The sequence below is a fragment of the Pigmentiphaga sp. YJ18 genome (assembly GCF_038066655.1).
Classification (GTDB): domain Bacteria; phylum Pseudomonadota; class Gammaproteobacteria; order Burkholderiales; family Burkholderiaceae_B; genus Pigmentiphaga.
This window is the reverse complement of record NZ_JBBUKU010000002.1, coordinates 437,114-452,308: the sequence shown is the minus strand read 5'-3', so window position 1 is coordinate 452,308 and position 15,195 is coordinate 437,114. Positions and strand designations below refer to the sequence as shown.

Annotated in this window: 15 protein-coding genes and 1 pseudogene; 2 read left to right on the top strand and 14 right to left on the bottom strand. The window is 64.1% G+C overall.

What is annotated here, in order from left to right; translation table 11 throughout:
• Positions 1 to 9 precede the first annotated feature (9 nt).
• The 9 genes from trbJ to WKR98_RS15830 form a co-directional block, all read right to left on the bottom strand.
• Positions 10 to 735: a P-type conjugative transfer protein TrbJ gene (gene trbJ / locus WKR98_RS15870; protein ID WP_341434060.1), complete on the bottom strand. Its 726-nt coding sequence runs from the start codon at positions 733 to 735 to the stop codon at positions 10 to 12.
• Complete coding sequence (gene trbE, locus WKR98_RS15865) at positions 732 to 3,185, bottom strand: conjugal transfer protein TrbE (RefSeq protein ID WP_341434059.1); 2,454 nt, start codon at positions 3,183 to 3,185, stop codon at positions 732 to 734. The genes trbJ and trbE overlap by 4 nt, the downstream gene beginning before the upstream one ends.
• Before the next feature lie 15 nt (positions 3,186 to 3,200).
• Complete coding sequence (locus WKR98_RS15860) at positions 3,201 to 3,473, bottom strand: VirB3 family type IV secretion system protein (RefSeq protein ID WP_341434058.1); 273 nt, start codon at positions 3,471 to 3,473, stop codon at positions 3,201 to 3,203.
• Positions 3,470 to 3,853, bottom strand: coding sequence for a TrbC/VirB2 family protein (locus WKR98_RS15855; protein ID WP_341434057.1), 384 nt, complete (start codon positions 3,851 to 3,853; stop codon positions 3,470 to 3,472). The genes WKR98_RS15860 and WKR98_RS15855 overlap by 4 nt, the downstream gene beginning before the upstream one ends.
• Positions 3,850 to 4,902 (bottom strand): P-type conjugative transfer ATPase TrbB, encoded by a 1,053-nt coding sequence (trbB, locus tag WKR98_RS15850; protein WP_341434056.1) that lies wholly within the window; start codon positions 4,900 to 4,902, stop codon positions 3,850 to 3,852. Before trbB ends, WKR98_RS15855 begins: the two co-directional genes overlap by 4 nt.
• The gene (locus WKR98_RS15845; protein ID WP_341434055.1) at positions 4,899 to 5,363 is read right to left on the bottom strand and encodes a CopG family transcriptional regulator; all 465 of its coding nucleotides are present in this window, start codon (positions 5,361 to 5,363) and stop codon (positions 4,899 to 4,901) included. The genes trbB and WKR98_RS15845 overlap by 4 nt, the downstream gene beginning before the upstream one ends.
• Positions 5,360 to 7,366, bottom strand: coding sequence for a conjugal transfer protein TraG (locus WKR98_RS15840; RefSeq protein ID WP_341434054.1), 2,007 nt, complete (start codon positions 7,364 to 7,366; stop codon positions 5,360 to 5,362). Before WKR98_RS15840 ends, WKR98_RS15845 begins: the two co-directional genes overlap by 4 nt.
• Positions 7,367 to 7,599: 233 nt before the next feature.
• Positions 7,600 to 7,878 carry an entry exclusion lipoprotein TrbK gene (locus tag WKR98_RS15835; protein ID WP_341434053.1) on the bottom strand — a complete coding sequence of 93 codons (279 nt, stop codon included), beginning with the start codon at positions 7,876 to 7,878 and terminating at the stop codon, positions 7,600 to 7,602.
• Positions 7,875 to 8,819, bottom strand: a complete 945-nt coding sequence (locus WKR98_RS15830; protein WP_341434052.1) for a LysR family transcriptional regulator — start codon at positions 8,817 to 8,819, stop codon at positions 7,875 to 7,877. The genes WKR98_RS15835 and WKR98_RS15830 overlap by 4 nt, the downstream gene beginning before the upstream one ends.
• Before the next feature lie 250 nt (positions 8,820 to 9,069).
• Between WKR98_RS15830 and WKR98_RS15825 the strand changes: the two genes are divergently transcribed.
• On the top strand, positions 9,070 to 10,005 hold the full coding sequence (locus tag WKR98_RS15825) for a LysR family transcriptional regulator (protein ID WP_341434051.1): 936 nt from the start codon (positions 9,070 to 9,072) through the stop codon (positions 10,003 to 10,005).
• A 64-nt stretch (positions 10,006 to 10,069) separates the two neighbouring features.
• Positions 10,070 to 11,026 (top strand): LysR family transcriptional regulator, encoded by a 957-nt coding sequence (locus WKR98_RS15820; RefSeq protein ID WP_341434050.1) that lies wholly within the window; start codon positions 10,070 to 10,072, stop codon positions 11,024 to 11,026.
• Positions 11,027 to 11,086: 60 nt separating this feature from the next.
• On the opposite strand, the gene WKR98_RS15815 is transcribed toward WKR98_RS15820, so the two are convergent.
• From WKR98_RS15815 to WKR98_RS15795, 5 genes and pseudogenes are all read right to left on the bottom strand, one after another.
• A complete protein-coding gene (locus WKR98_RS15815; protein WP_341434049.1) occupies positions 11,087 to 13,084 on the bottom strand; it encodes a relaxase/mobilization nuclease and DUF3363 domain-containing protein in 1,998 nt (665 codons plus the stop codon).
• A gap of 436 nt (positions 13,085 to 13,520) precedes the next feature.
• Positions 13,521 to 14,120, bottom strand: coding sequence for a S26 family signal peptidase (locus tag WKR98_RS15810; protein ID WP_341434048.1), 600 nt, complete (start codon positions 14,118 to 14,120; stop codon positions 13,521 to 13,523).
• Positions 14,117 to 14,662 carry a DUF2840 domain-containing protein gene (locus WKR98_RS15805; protein WP_341434047.1) on the bottom strand — a complete coding sequence of 182 codons (546 nt, stop codon included), beginning with the start codon at positions 14,660 to 14,662 and terminating at the stop codon, positions 14,117 to 14,119. Before WKR98_RS15805 ends, WKR98_RS15810 begins: the two co-directional genes overlap by 4 nt.
• On the bottom strand, positions 14,659 to 14,922 hold the full coding sequence (locus tag WKR98_RS15800; RefSeq protein ID WP_341434046.1) for a chromosome partitioning protein ParB: 264 nt from the start codon (positions 14,920 to 14,922) through the stop codon (positions 14,659 to 14,661). The genes WKR98_RS15805 and WKR98_RS15800 overlap by 4 nt, the downstream gene beginning before the upstream one ends.
• Positions 14,919 to 15,195 (bottom strand): annotated as a pseudogene (locus WKR98_RS15795) (ParA family partition ATPase); the annotation flags it as partial. The pseudogene WKR98_RS15795 and the gene WKR98_RS15800, both read right to left, overlap by 4 nt.

The window sequence follows — 15,195 nt, the reverse complement described above, 5'->3', positions numbered from 1 at the left end:
CGGTCTCCGTCAGTTACCGTAGAAGTTCACGGACTGCGGCGTGTACGGCGTGCCGTCGCCCAGAAAGCGCCGCCGCACCTCGCGGGCGCGCTCCGTGGCCGCCGCCTGCCGCGCCAGTTCCAGCGAGGCCGCCCGGTCTTGCGTGATCTGGAGCTGCTGCGTCTGGATCGACTGCTTGGCCTGCAACGCCAGCAACTGGTTCATGGCCTGCATGGCTTGGAGCGCGCCTTCGGCCGACTGGCTCTTGCCCACGAGGTCGGCCAGCACGCTTTCGTCTTCGCCCAGGTTCTGCGATACCTGCGCCTGCATCTGCATGGTGGTCTGCAAGCCGTTGAGCGTGTTCCGCCAGTGCTCCTGCGCGTCGCGGTACATCTGGTCGCCGCTGACGGTGGCGGCGTACCGCTCGGGATACAGGCGCGCGAACTCCCGATCCAGATTCGTCACGTCGTAGGCCAAGCCTCGGGCCTGGTCGATCAGCCGCTGCGTGGTCGCCATATTGGCGCGCAACTGGCTCACCACACTTGACGGCAGGCTGGCGAGGTTGCGCGCCTGGTTCATCAGCATCTGCGCTTCGTTTTGGAGCTGCTGGATCTGGTTGTTGATCTGCTCCAGCGTACGGATCGCGGTCAGCGTGTTCTGTACGAGGTTCGTGGGGTCGATCACGACCCTTTGCGCATGGGCGGTGGCGGTGCAAAGCATGGCCGCAATGGCGGCGGCGACAAGACACTTCTTCATGGCAGGTTCTCCCGGGGTTGGTCAGCGAGGGAACCCGGCACGCGGCCGGGGAACGAGGGCAGCAGGTCGGCCGCCCAATCGAGACCGCTGTGGCGCAGCCAGGCGCCCGCGAAGTCGGGCACGCCGGCATCCAGCAGCACGCGGTCTATGTCGCGCTGGTCTTGCGGCGTGGATGCACCCGCGAATGCAAGCGCCGCCGGCCCCAGGTCGAGGTCGAACAGGCGGTTGCCGAGACGGGATTGGTAGTAGTAGTCGCGCTTGGGCTGCGCGGTGGCGACGATTTCGATCTGCCGCCTGTTGAGGCCGAAGCCCTCGTAGATTGTGCGAATCTGCGGCTCGGTGGCCTGCGGGTTGGGCAAGAAAATCCGACTCGCGCAGCTCTCGATGATCGCGGGCGCGATGCTCGAATCCTTGATGTCGGCAAGGCTCTGCGTGGCGAAGATGACGCTGACGTTCTTCTTGCGCAGCGTCTTGAGCCATTGCCGGATACGTGCGGCAAACACCGGGTCATCGAGGAACAACCACGCTTCATCGAGGATCAGCAGCGTGGGCGCCCCGTCGAAGCGTTCATCGAAACGCGCAAAGAGGTAATGCAGCACGGCCATGACGGCGGCCCTGCTGTGCATCAATTCCTCCATCTCGAAGCACTGCACGTCGGCCATGCCCAGCCGGTCATGGTCGGCGTCGAGCAGCTTGCCGTGGGCGCCACCCAGCACATAGGGAGACACCGCCTGCCGCAGCGCGTTCGATTGCAGCAGCACGGAAAGCCCTGTCATCGTGCGCTGTTCCAACGGCGCACCGGTGAGGCTTCCCAACGCCGACCAGATGGACGCTTTCTCGTTGGGGCCGACCGCCACACCCTCATGCAGCAAGCGGCCCTCGATCCATTCGGCGGCCCAGGTGCGGTAGCCCTCGCGGTCGATGCGCGCGAGTGGCTGGAAGGCGATTTCACCATCTGTGCCCAGGTCGTAGTGCTCGCCGCCCAGGCCGAGGATGGTGGCCCGCATGGAGCGGCCCATGTCGAAAGCGAAGATGCGCGAGCCGCGATAGCGGCGGAACTGCATTGCCAGCGTGGCGAGCAGAACCGACTTGCCCATGCCGGTCGGCCCCGCAACCAGCGTGTGACCCACGTCGCCGATGTGCGTCACCAGCCGGAACGGCGTGGCGCCATCGGTGCGCGTGACGATCAGCGGGGGGCCGTCCAGGTGTTCGTTCTTCTCTGGCCCGGCCCATACCGCCGACACCGGCATCATGTGCGCCAGATTCAGCGTCGAGACGATGGGCTGGCGCACGTTGGCGTAAGCATTGCCGGGGAGCGAGGACAGCCAGGCATCCACAGCATTGAGCGTTTCAGGGATGGTGACGAAGCCCCGACCCTGGATGACGCGCTCCACCATGCGTAGCTTCTCGTCTGCGACGGCGGCGTCCTCGTCCATGACAGTGACGGTCGCCGTCAGATAGCCGAAGGCGACTTGATCGCTGCCCAGCTCCTGCAAGGCCGCATCCGCGTCCGCCGCCTTGTTGTTCGCATCGGTATCGACCAGCGGGCTTTCCTGCTGGAAAATCGTTTCACGCAACAGCGCAATGACGTTCTTGCGCTTGGCGAACCACTGGCGGCGCAGGCGGGACAGTTCTTTTTCCGCCTCGGCTTTGTCGAGGCAGAGAAAGCGCGTGCTCCAGCGGTACGCAAAACCGAGCCGGTTGAGGTCGTCCAGAATCCCCGGCCAAGTCGAGGTCGGGAAACCCCGCACCGACACTATCCGCAGATGCTGATCGCCCAGCATGGGGGCCAGGCCGCCGACCAGCGCGGAATCGGTCAGAAGCGCGTCGATGTGGAACGGCACTTCGGGCACGCCCACGCGATAGCGCCGCGTCGAGATGGTCGCGTGCAGGTACGTCAGCGTCTGCGCGTCGTCGAGCCAGTCAATTTCCGGCATCACGCCGTCGAGCAGGTCAAAGACGCGATCCGTTTCCGCGACGAAGGCTTGCAGCCGCTCGCGCCAGTCCACGCCATTCGTCGGCGTGTTCTCGTAGAGCATCTTGGCTGCACGGGCACGGGACTCTTCCGGCGGCAGGTAAAGCAGCGTCAGGTGATAGCCGCTCTCGAAGTGATTGCCCGATTCCTCGAAGGCGGCCCGGCGTTCTTCCTCCACCACCCACGAAAGCGGCTCGGGAAACTCCGAGTGCGGATAATCGGCCGCAGGCCGGCGCTCGGCTTCGATGAATAGCGCCCAGCCCGATCCCATGCGGCGCAGCGCGTTGTTCAACCGCGCCGACGTGGCGACCAGCTCGCCTTGCGTCGCGCTGTCGAGGTCAGGCCCGCGAAACCGAGCCGTGCGCTGAAAACTGCCGTCCTTGTTCAAGACGACACCCGGCGCGACCAGCCCGCCCCAGGGCAGCCAGTCGGCCAGCAAGGCCGGGCGCTTGCGATATTCGGCGAGGTTCAGCATCGTGGCGTCCTCCCCTCACACGTCCAGGAGCGGGCGGTGCTTGATATGCCGGGCGAAGACCTGCATGAACTGCGGATCAACGCGCGCACCCCACACCGACAGCGAATGGCCGACGATCCAGAGCACCACGCCGGGAATCCACAGTTGCAGGCCCAGGCCGACAGCGGCGGCCAGCGTGCCGTTGGCGATCGCCACCGTGCGCGGCGCACCGCCCAGCAGAATCGGCTCGGTCAGCGAGCGATGCAGCGGCACCTCGAAGCCGTCCGCGAAGGTGTCTCGGGCATTCATACGACCGCCCCGCCGGAAAAGCTGAAGAACGACAGGAAGAAGCTGGAAGCCGCGAAGGCGATGGACAGACCGAAGACGATCTGAATCAGCTTGCGAAACCCGCCGGACGTGTCGCCGAAGGCGAGCGCGAGGCCCGTGGCGATGATGATGATGACCGCGACGATGCGCGCTACCGGCCCCTGGATGGATTCAAGGATGGATTGCAGCGGGCCTTCCCACGGCATTGAGGAACCGGCGGCCTGCGCAGTTCCAGCCAGGAACACCAGCAGCGCCGCCAGCAGCAGCCCTTGCCCCACAGGACGGGCTAAGCAGCGCAGCCGTGCGAGCTGCAAAGCCGGATCTACAGAAAAGCCGGAAACAGGAACGATCATCTGCGTCATGGCAGTTCTCCAAGTAAGTCAGAGGACGGGAAAGTCGTCGCAACAGGTGCGGCATGGGGAATCGGCGGCAGGTCGGGAAACGGCGTTTCCAGCGCGCCCGCCAGTTGGTAGCCCACACCGTCGAAGCCAACGACGCGGGCGATGCTCTCGATGCGACGCTTGCGCCCGCGCCCGGCGATGTGGATCACCACGTTGACCGCCTCGGCGATCAGCGCACGAGGCGGATTCGCCGCCACTTCGAGAATCAGTTGCTCCAAGCGCAGCAGCGCGCCGAGCGCGGAGCCGGCATGGATGGTGGCGATGCCGCCGGGGTGGCCCGTGCCCCACACCTTGATGAGATCCAGTGCCTCGGCTCCGCGCACTTCGCCAACGACGACGCGATCAGGCCGCAGGCGCATGGACGAGCGCACCAGCTCGGTCATCGACACCACGCCTGCGCGGGTGCGCAGGGGAACGTGGTCGAGGGCCGCGCATTGCAGCTCCACCGTGTCCTCGAGCACGAGCACGCGGTCGCCGGTAGCGGCGATCTCGGCCAGCAGCGCATTGGCGAGCGTGGTCTTGCCGCTGCTGGTGGCGCCGGCGATCAAGACGTTCTGCCGCTCGCGCACGGCGCGAACAAGAAAGCCCGCCTGCGCGCTACTCATCATCCCGTCGATGACGTACCGCTCTAGCGGAATCACGCCGATGGCGCGCTTGCGCAGGGCGAAGGCCGGCCCCGGCGCTGCCGGCGGCAAGATGCCCTCGAAGCGTTCGCCTGTTTCGGGCAACTCGGCGGACAGCAGCGGCTGGTCGCGATGAACTTCTGCGCCGACATGGGCCGCGACCAGGCGGATGATTCGCTCGCCGTCTGCCTCGGGCAACTCCACGCCCATAGGAGCGCGCCCGCTGGAAAGCCGATCCACCCAAAGGGTGCGATCGGGATTCAGCATCACCTCCACTACATCCGGGTCTTCGAGCGCGGCGGCGATCAGCGGTCCCATCGCCGTGCGCAGCATCTGGATGCGGCGGTCGAGCGACGTGGCGCTCATGGATTGCGGGACGGCACTCATGACGCACGCTCCTGCGCTTGCGTGGCTGCCCCCGCATCCTCCATCCGCATCGGGTCAGGATGCAGTTCCTCCACCACGTCGCGCACCAGGCTGCGGCCCCGCAGCAGGTGGCGGCCAAGCTGCTCGGTAAACTGCTCGAAGCGCGCCTTGCCCTGCGCGCGTGCCGCGTCTTGGTGTGCCTCGGGAACCGGCGTGCTCACGGTCAGGTAATAGCGGATGAATAGCGCCAGCGTTTCGATAGCGATGTTCTGGTCGCGCTCCATGCGTTCGGCCTGGCGCGAGAGGCGGTCCAGCCGCTTGGCGATGGCTGCCTCGCGCTGATCGGCGGCATCGGGCGACAGCCATGACGCGAGCGCCGCTGCGACGATGGACGACTTGGACACGCCTTTCTTGGCGGCCAGCTCATCGAGCCGCTTGGCATGCTCGGGCTGGATAAAGAGGTTCAGGCGGTAATGGCTCATAGCTCGATTCCATCGTTGGGGTCGAGGGAAGCCAGCCGAGCCGTGCGCTGCATGGCAGGATCGAGCCGGCGAGGAAGGGGAAGCGGCAGATCGTCGTCATCGAGCAGTCCAAAATCGGGAATGGGCGCGGCCAGCTCGGGGTCGTAGGCGACGGTTTCGGAGAGTTCGGGATGGCGGCGCGGGCCGCCGCCGTCGGCCGAGCCCAAGTTCTCCAAGCCATTGGCGGACACCGTGGCAGGTGGAGCGGGCACTGACGGAATCGCCAGCCCGCTCCAGTCGTCGGACCGCGACGGCGGCGTGTCGGCGTACTGCCCGTCCGCCAGCGTGGGCGGTGGCAGCACGCGACGCTTGAAATTTGCGTCCGCGTAGTAGCGCAGCTTCTTCGCCTTGATCGGTGCCACGCTGGACACCATCACCACGGCCTCGTCAGGCGGCAGCTGCATGACTTCGCCTGGCGTCAACAGGGGGCGCGCGGTCTCCTGGCGTGACACCATCAGGTGGCCCAACCACGGCGCGAGCCGGTGGCCCGCGTAGTTGCGCTGAGCGCGCAGCTCGGTGGCCGTGCCCAGCGTCTCGGAGATCCGTTTGGCGGTGCGCTCGTCGTTCGTGGCGAACGTCACGCGCACATGGCAGTTGTCGAGGATGGAGTGGTTTTGCCCATAGGCCTTGTCGATCTGGTTGAGCGACTGCGCGATGAGGAAGTTGCGGATGCCGTAGCCCGCCATGAAGGCCAGCGCCGTCTCGAAGAAGTCCAGGCGCCCTAGCGCCGGGAACTCATCGAGCATCAGCAGCAGCTTGTAGCGACGCTCGATGCCATCGGAGCCATCGAGCGATTCGGTGAGGCGCCGCCCAATCTGGTTGAGGATCAGGCGAATGAGCGGCTTCGTCCGCGAAATGTCCGAAGGCGGCACCACCAGGTACAACGAAACCGGATGCTCAGCAGCGATCAAGTCGGCGATGCGCCAATCGCAACGCGAGGTGACTTCGGCCACCGTCGGGTCGCGATACAGGCCGAGGAACGACATGGCGGTGCTCAACACGCCAGAACGCTCGTTGTCCGACTTGTTGAGCACCTCGCGCGCCGCCGAAGCGACGACAGGATGCGGCCCATCGCCCAGGTGGGGTGTGGTCATCATCCGATGCAAAGTCAGCTCGAACGGGCTGGCCGGGTCGGAGAGAAAGTTAGCGACGCCGCGCAGCGTCTTGTCCTCGCCGGCGTAGAGCACATGCAAGATCGCACCGACTAACAGCGCGTGGCTGGTTTTCTCCCAATGGTTCCGGCGCTCCAACGCTCCTTCGGGATCGACCAAAATGTCTGCGATGTTCTGAACGTCGCGCACCTCATGTGCGCCGCGCCTCACCTCCAGCAGCGGGTTGTAGGCGGCCGACTTCGCATCGGTCGGGTTGAACAGCAGACAATGTGAGAAGCGCGAGCGCCAGCCTGCGGTGATCTGCCAGTTCTCGCCCTTGATGTCGTGGATGACGGCCGAAGCCGGCCAGGACAGCAGTGTCGGCACCACGAGGCCCACGCCCTTGCCCGAGCGGGTGGGCGCGAAGGCCAGGATGTGTTCCGGGCCTTCATGCCGAAGGTACTGGCGATCGTGCTGGCCGAGGAACACACCGGCCGGCTGCGTGAGGCCGGCATTGCGAATGTCCTGTGCGTTAGCCCAGCGCGCAGAGCCGTAGGTGGTGACTTGGCGCGCTTGGCGCGAGCGCCAGACCGACATGGTGATGGCAACGCCCACGGCGACCATGCCACTGGCGCCGGCAATGGCGCCACCGGCGTCGAACACCTCCGGCGCATAGGCGCCGAAGAAGAACCACCACTCAAACAACTTCCACGGGTGGTAGATCGACGTGCCAAGGAAATCGAACCAGGGCGAGCCAAGGCGTAGTTGATAGCCAAGGGCCGCTGCTGTCCATTGTGTGGCGCCCCACACGCCGGCGATCACGATGCCGAGTACAACGACGATCTGACCGAACAGCACGCTCGTCCCTTGCATGACCGGACCTCCGATTTCTCCTGCGCTAATTCCTCATGGAAAGAGCGGCACAAAGACCTGCCGCAAGCGTCAGAATCGGTGCCGGGTCAGTGCCGGTCAAAGACTGATATCGACAGAAAGGTCAAGGAAAAAACAAGAGTTCGCGCGGTGGCGAAGGAAGAAGAGGCGCCGCAAGTGCGAGCGCATTACGGCGTACTTAACGGGATCTTGTGGATATGTCGAAACGCCAACGATCAGAGCTTGGGTGGCTCCTTCGGCGGGGTATATGGCATTTCACCATGCCCGTAAAACCGCTTACGCGTCGCTTCGGCGACCCGGTTGCACAGCAAGTCACCCAACTTGGCGCGTTCGGCCCTGCACTGCCGGCGCAGTTCTTTCAGCCGCTCTGGGTAGGATGCCAGTTCCTCTGTGGTCGGGATGTCATCCCCCAAACTATTGGGCGTTTGCGGCGGCTCAGCTTGGCCGCAGGCGGTCAAAATAGCTACCAACAAGAACGGAGCAGTTTTCTTCACGGCGCAGGATCCTCCGAAATGTCGGCACGAAGAACCACAGCAGGCACATCGACATCAGCCGATTGAATAGCCTGCACTCGATCGATGAAGCGTGACAGCGCCTCCGAAGGCTCAACGTCCAGACGCAGCAAATAGGTCGTGAGCATTGGCGCGCGCCCCATCAGCGGCCGAGCTACAACACTAGGCTCTCGACTTGCAGCAATGTGCGCGGCACCAATCAGCCCCAAGGCAAAACCCGCAGCTACCAGAGCCAACATCAGGTCGCATGAGACAACCCGTTCGACAATCAAAGGCTCCATGTCGACGTGACGTAGCACTCGCTCAACTTGCCTTGCATGCCCCTCACATGCCTGTGGGTCGCATAACACTAACGGATAGCGCAGCAGTTCTTCCAATGGGATGCGTTTGTACGTCAACAGAGGATGCCGTGCTGGAACAGCCACCATAAGTTGGTCGCTCCAGACAGGCATAGCAGTCACGCCATCACCAACCTCATCGGACTGGGCAAATCCGATATCGTAGAGGTCGTCGTGCAGCCCCTTTATTTGCTGCGCCAGAGGAACCTGAAACAGGCGAATCTCGGTTTCCGGCTCCTCCTCGCGGCACATCGCCAGAAATGCCGAGAATCGAGAGGTGGAAATGCTATCCGAAAGAGCTACACGCACCTGACCATGAAACCCGTTGGCTGCAGCCTTAACACTATCGCGCGCCTGCTCCAAGGCCGCGAAAACGCGCGGCACATGCGTCAAGAACAATGCACCTGCACGGGTAAGGCGCGTGCTGCGCGTAGTGCGCGCAAACAGCGTCATACCTAACTCTTCTTCCAACTCTTTGATGGTCCGCGAAAGCGGGGATTGCTCTATGTGCAGGCGCTCGGCTGCCCGCGCGAAATGAAGTTCCTCGGCAACGGCCAAGAAGCAACGCAGATGTCGAAGTTCCACTTTCTCCTCCTGCTTGTCTGATCATCACTCATCGGATCGCCGACGTAATGGACGGTCGCAGCCTGCTCGGCACACGGAGCGTCGATCGAACAAAGCCCGGAAGCGGGGTCGCAAGGCTGTATGGTTGGCTCCGCCAAGGCAGAAAAGCCCATCGGTATTCTGAAGACCTCATCCTATTAGATCGACAAATTTGCATCCACCCTATAAATTGAGCTTGTCTATTAAATATTCTTAAACAAAAAGGGCCTGTATGGACAAGCTGAGTGCGATGCAGACCTTCTGCGCTGTGGTGGACCACGGTTCGTTCAGTCGGGCAGCAGAGGCCCTCGGCATTCCCAAGGCTAGGGCTTCGCAACGCGTATCCGACCTTGAGAACGAGCTTGGCGTGCGGCTCCTCCACCGCACTACTCGCGCTATGAACCTGACGGATGACGGAACGGCCTATCTAGAGAGATGTAGACAGATCTTGAAGGATATCGATGAGCTCGAGACGGTCATGCTGGGAGCAACGAATACACCACATGGATACTTGAGAGTGGAGGCTCAAACAACCATTTGCAGATGGATCCTTACCCCCCGGCTGACTGATTTCTACCGTCGCTATCCAGAAATTGAACTTCGTCTGGGCGGCCACGATCGTGACCGCAATCTTCTCGAAAACGGTATCGACTGCGCTATACGTACCGGGCATCTTAAAGATTCGTCGCTCATCGCGCGCCATCTCATGGACGTGCGTGTCAATCTCTACGCAAGCCCCAGTTATCTAGATAGTTTTGGTGTAGTGGAAACGCCAATTTTGCTGGAACGAGCGGACTTAATCGGCCATTTTTTCTCAGAATCGAATACCGTAATGCCTTGGCTCCTGCATTCAGATGAATCTGAGTATCAGTTGAAGCAACTTCCATCCTTGGCCTTTGATGATCCAGATGCTGCCGTTTCAGCAGCAGTCGCGGGAGGCGGAATAACCCTGGCAGCACCTTTTTTCGTGGACCATCTCATTAGAGAGGGCCAACTGACCCAGGTTCTTCCAGCTTGGCACTACATGACACAGCCTGTACATATCGTCTATCCAACTAATCGTCACCTATCAGCACGGGTCCGAGTTTTCGTTGATTGGGTAATTGATATGGTCCGCGATGGCCAGAACCCTATCCAGGACTCACAACATAATTTCGAGAACAAGTGATGACGCGACGCTCACACAAACTTCTTTTCACGCTCACGTTCTTTTATCTCCAAGGTGACCCTGCATGGACAAGCTAACTGCGATGCTGACCTTCAGCACCGTGGTCGAGCTCGCCTCGTTTAGCAGAGCGGCCGACGCTCTGGGCATACCTAAGGCCAGAATCTCTCAGCGAGTTTCCGATTTGGAGAATGCGTTGGGTGTCCGACTACTGCACCGCACTACCCGCGCTTTGAGTCTGACAGTGGATGGGATGGCGTATGCTGAACGCTGTAAACAAATTTTGGAAGACCTTCAAGAACTCGAAATGCGAGTATCAGGGTCAACAAGCTCGCCCAAGGGACGCCTGCGGGTGGAAACGCATACCTCATTCGGCAGATGGGTACTTTCTTCGAAATTAATTGAGTTTCGGCGCCTATATCCTCTGATTCAGGTCCGTCTTGGCGCCCATCATCAGACGCGAAATATGATCGAAGAGGGAATCGACTGCGCCATACGGGGCGGTTTTATTGAGGATTCCTCGCTCATCGCACACCGTGTGGCCATAAACACAGCTGCTGGCCTGTACGCAAGCCCCAAGTATCTGGAACGCTTCAACCTCGCGAACGACCCAACGGACCTTGATCGGGCGGATCTCATTGGATGGTTCGACCCAAGATCGAATGCCCCATGGCCTTGGCTGTTGTGCTCAGGCGCATCCGAATTCAACTTGAAACGCCCACCAACTTTACTATTCGATGACCCGGAATCGGCAGTTGTAGCAGCAACGATGGGAGCAGGCATTACCATAGCGCTCCCCTTCGCAGTGGAACGTCTGGTGCGACAGCGTCAACTGGTCCCGGTATTGCCCACTTGGCAGCTCAACCTGAACCCTGTGCACATAGTCTACCCCGCAAGTCGACAGTTCTCTGGAAGGGTGCGGGCTTTTGTGGACTGGGCAATAGAGACGATGAAGAACAGCGCCGAGCTTCAACGTAGCCCACTGGATCTTTCCATGATCATCGATGAAGGCCGCTCGATTTGAGTGGCAATTCACAGGGTCAAGGGCTCGGCAATCACATTGCGACGCACAGTGTAGTCCCGGCTAGCCAATGCCAATACTTCGCTGTCGCCCAATCTCCCACATCACCCCGCCCTCCCGGATTGTTGCTGCGATTGGTTGCCCCAGTCGCGGTTCAATGACTGGCCGCCACGGTACCAAGCTGAAGCCTTTTCCATCATCGAGCACTGCGTAGCGTCCACTGGCCAGCATGACGCTGCGCCGGTAGATGCCAGCCACGCGCTGCCCGTCGGCCACTGGCCGATGCTCCAGGCCGGTTGCGGCTGCAATGTCCTGTGCGACCTTCGCGAGATCCCGCCCACGCAGTGTCGCCAGCAGGTTTCGCGCGAGGATTACGCGTTGCCCGCGCCGCTCGGCCAGCCCTTGTTCGGCCAGGAAGTCGGCGCGCTGTTGCAGGGCCTTCTTGACCTCGCCACCAAAGCCCAGGTCGCCCAGCCCCTTGCCCCCGCCGATCAACTGCTGATCCAGCCAGGTCGCGCCGATCACCCGCACCTGCCGCTCGATCGGCAGGTGCGATTTCAGTTCAACCGCCACACCGCCCAGCCGTTGCGAGTCGTACTGACGGCCACGCTCGGCCAGGTCGTCCGGCACCTTCCATAGTCCATCGGCCACACGCTCGACGATGCCGGCGCGCCGCAGGGCTTCCAGCCGGCGGACGTGGGCCGCGACAACATCCTGCGGGTCGCGGCCAGCCTTGGCCCGACCCTGCTCGATCGCCAGGTGGTGATCGGTGCGGTACAGGCCCTCGCTCGCCAGCGCGGCGATGTTCTTGTCGGCCGCCCGCACCTCGGCGGAACCGCGCACTTCCACCACCGCGCCGGTGGGATAGTTCGCCAGCTCGTCGCGGGCGTTCAACGCAACGTAGTGGGCCTTGCCGTCCACGCCGTCGATGACCAGATAGCCGCGGTCATGCAGCTCGTCGGCCAGCCCCTTGGCGGACACGCGGCCTATGACGGTTCGGCCATCCTCGCCCGGCTCGAACACCGCCAGCTCGCGCGGCTGGCCGCTCATGGCGCGCTGCATCGTTCGGATGATGTCGCCGCGCTCGCCCAAGGCGCGCAAGGTCTTCTCCGCGTCCGCATGGACGGCCCAGGTGCCGGACTGCGTCTCGTCGGCCAGGCCCAGGCGCTGCAAGCGTTGCAGGCGGCCGATCAGCAGCAGGCGCTGGCGTTGCAGCCGAGGTTCGTTGAAGCGTTCGATCTGCACCCGGCCATCCTCGCCGGCCTCGCGCTGCAACGTGCGGTCGAGGCTCGTCCACCGCTCTTGCTCCACCTCGCGCTGCAAGGTCTGCCGGATCTCCAGTTCGGTGCGCGGCCCCAGCCATTCCGTCGCCAGCTCGGCGGCGCGATGGCGAAAGCCGTGGGCGATGTAGTCGCCCGCGATGATGAGGTCTTTGCCGGTGTCGTCGCGTCCGCGCACGATCAGGTGGGCGTGCGGGTTGTCGGTGTTCCAGTGATCGACCGCCACCCAATCCAGCCGCGTCCCCAGGTCGGCTTCCATCCGGTTCACCAGATGCCGGGTGTAGGTGCGCAGGTCGTCCAGCTCGGCGCCGTCCTCGGGCGAGACGATGAAGCGGAAATGGTGCCGGTCGTCGGCGGCCCGCTCCTTGAAGGCATCAAGGTCGGCTTCGTCGGTCTGTGGCCCGTAGGCCCGCCCAGGTTCGCCATCGCGGCCCGCGCCGTCGCGCTCGATGTAGCGCAGATGCTTGGCGAGCGATTGCGGGCTGGCATTGCGTTGATTGATCAGCAGCGTCTTGATGGTCACGCGCCGCGACATGGGTGTCAGCTTCGCCCCGGCGAAACGGGCCGCCGTATGGCCGCGCCCCAGGCGCGATCCAGGCCGCTGGCCGGCGCGCTGGCCCTGGCCACCGGACGCGGCGGAATGGCGCATCGAGGACTTGCCGCCGCTGGCCTTGCCAGCTTGCTTGAGCACCTTGGAAACGAAGCTCTGGCCCTGGCCCTTGCCCCGGTTCTTCGGGGCGCTGGGACGCACGCGGAAATCGTCGTCGCGGCGGTCGGTCATGGCTGCGCTCCCCGCAAACTACAGCGTGTCCTGTCGTGCGAAGCACGCGGACATGCCTGCATTGGCGCGGGCCTCGCGCCCCACGCGGCACGGCGGCGAAGCCGCTCCGTGCCGCGCCAACCCCATGTGCAGACAGGCTTTCGACGCGGCCTGGTGCCGCGCCCTTTTGTCTTGCCTTCCGCCTTTGCCCTTCGCTGTCGCTCCGGGCGTTGGCGGCCCGGCGGCGCTGTGCTGCTTACAGCCAGCCCGCCGGCGAACACGCCAGTGGCCGTAGGCCGGGCGCGTTCGAGGCAAGACGCCTGCACGTTGGACGGCTGCGCCGGATGTTGCGCGAAGTGCGGCGCGGATGCGCTCGCACTGCACGCGCGACGACACGACGGCGGCCAGCAAGACGACACGCCTGATGGCACGATGAAGCGCAGCGAATCGGCAGCCATCATAGGCGTTTCTCCAGCCAGACCGGATGCGCGACGCCGATCACGGCGGATGCGCTGACCGGCCCGAAATAGCGGCTGTCGAACGATGCTGGATTCGTCACGCTCAACAGGAATAGCTCGCCCGGTTCGAGGCGGCGGCAAAGCTGCCAGGATGGCAGCGGGCGGCCCAGCCTGTCGGCAGGCAGCGCGGCGGCCGCAGGCACGCCGTCGATGCGTACCTGCCCGGCGACGATGCAAACGTGTTGCGGCGCGACCGCGCCCACACGTTTGAGCAGCGGCACGCGCGTCGGCAGGTAGCCGCGCTGCGCAGCCAGCGTGGCGGCCCTGTCGGGCAGCGGCACCAGCACGATGCTGTCCACGGACAGCGGACGTGGCAGCGAGGCGGTGCGCGGGTCGAACGGTTCGATGCGATACCAGCCGACCGCCACGCTATCGGACGGGTTGTAGGTCAGACGCGGCAGCGGTTGCACGAACGCCGCCCAGGACAGCGCAACGAGGCCGACGGCGGTAAAGCCCGCCAGCACGATGCGAACGCGCAGGCGCGAGCGAGGATGCGGCGCGGCTTCGTGCGTGCATGTGGTGTTGGATTGGGTCGTCATGGCAGCACCCTTCCAGCCAGCCATGCGGCATGCCGCTCGGCGGTGTATTCGGGCAGAGGCAGGCGGGCCGCCAGACGGTTGGCCAGCGTGCGCCAGTACGCTGGCGACACATCAATGGCGGCGATGCCCTGCGCGTCGATGCCGTCGATGCGTTCCAGCACGGCACGCACCGCGTTCTCGCCTTCGGCGTGCAGCAGCAGGTGTGCGCCGGGCCGCACGCCGGGGATGCGCTGCACGTCGCCCAGCGGCGTGCCGGCCTGCATCACCATGAGCTGCCAGCGCACGGTGCCGTAGTCGTTGGCCTGCCAGCGCACGCGGCAGAACATCGCGCCCGGCAGGAAGACCGCGCAGCGCCGCCAGTGGTCGAGTCGCAACGTGCGCGCAGGTTCGCCGAAACGCAGGTAGAGCATGAAGCGCGGCTCGATGTAGGCGAGCGATACGCGGGTCAGCGGCACGTTGCCGGCCTGGCCGGCGAGTGATGGAAGCGAATGCGGCGGCGCAGCCGTGGCCGCGTTCGCGGCGGTCGCGGGGGATGCGTTCATGGCGTGTTCTCCATGCGGTTCTCGGGAAACTCCCGTACCAGCAGGCCGCGCAGCAGTTCGGCCACGGTCACGCCCCGGCCGAAGGCGGCGATCTTGATGCGCGCGCGTAGCGCGGGCGTCACGTCGAGCGTCAGGCGGGCCGTGTAGAGGTCGCCCTTGTTGAGCGCATCGGCATCGCCCTGGCGAATCCACGCCTCGGCGTGCGGATTCGCGGGCGGCCGTGCGCCGATGCCGACGCGCTTGCTGCGTGTGTTGTTCATGCCGGCCACCGCAGCAGTTCATCGGTGAGAGCGGCGATCTCGCGTGCGGCGGCGCTGTCGGGCGCCGTCTCGCGGGCGAGCCGGCCAGCGGCCACGCTGTCGGCGAAAACGATGCGCTGGCGGATCTCCGAGCGCAGCGCGGGTAGCGGCTGCTCGGCCAGTGACTGCCGCGCTTCCCTGCCGATGATGGTGGTGCTGACGCGCCGGTTGATGACGAAGGCCGCGCACAGCGCAGGCCGGAATACTTGCGCCTCGCGGATGAGCGAAACCATC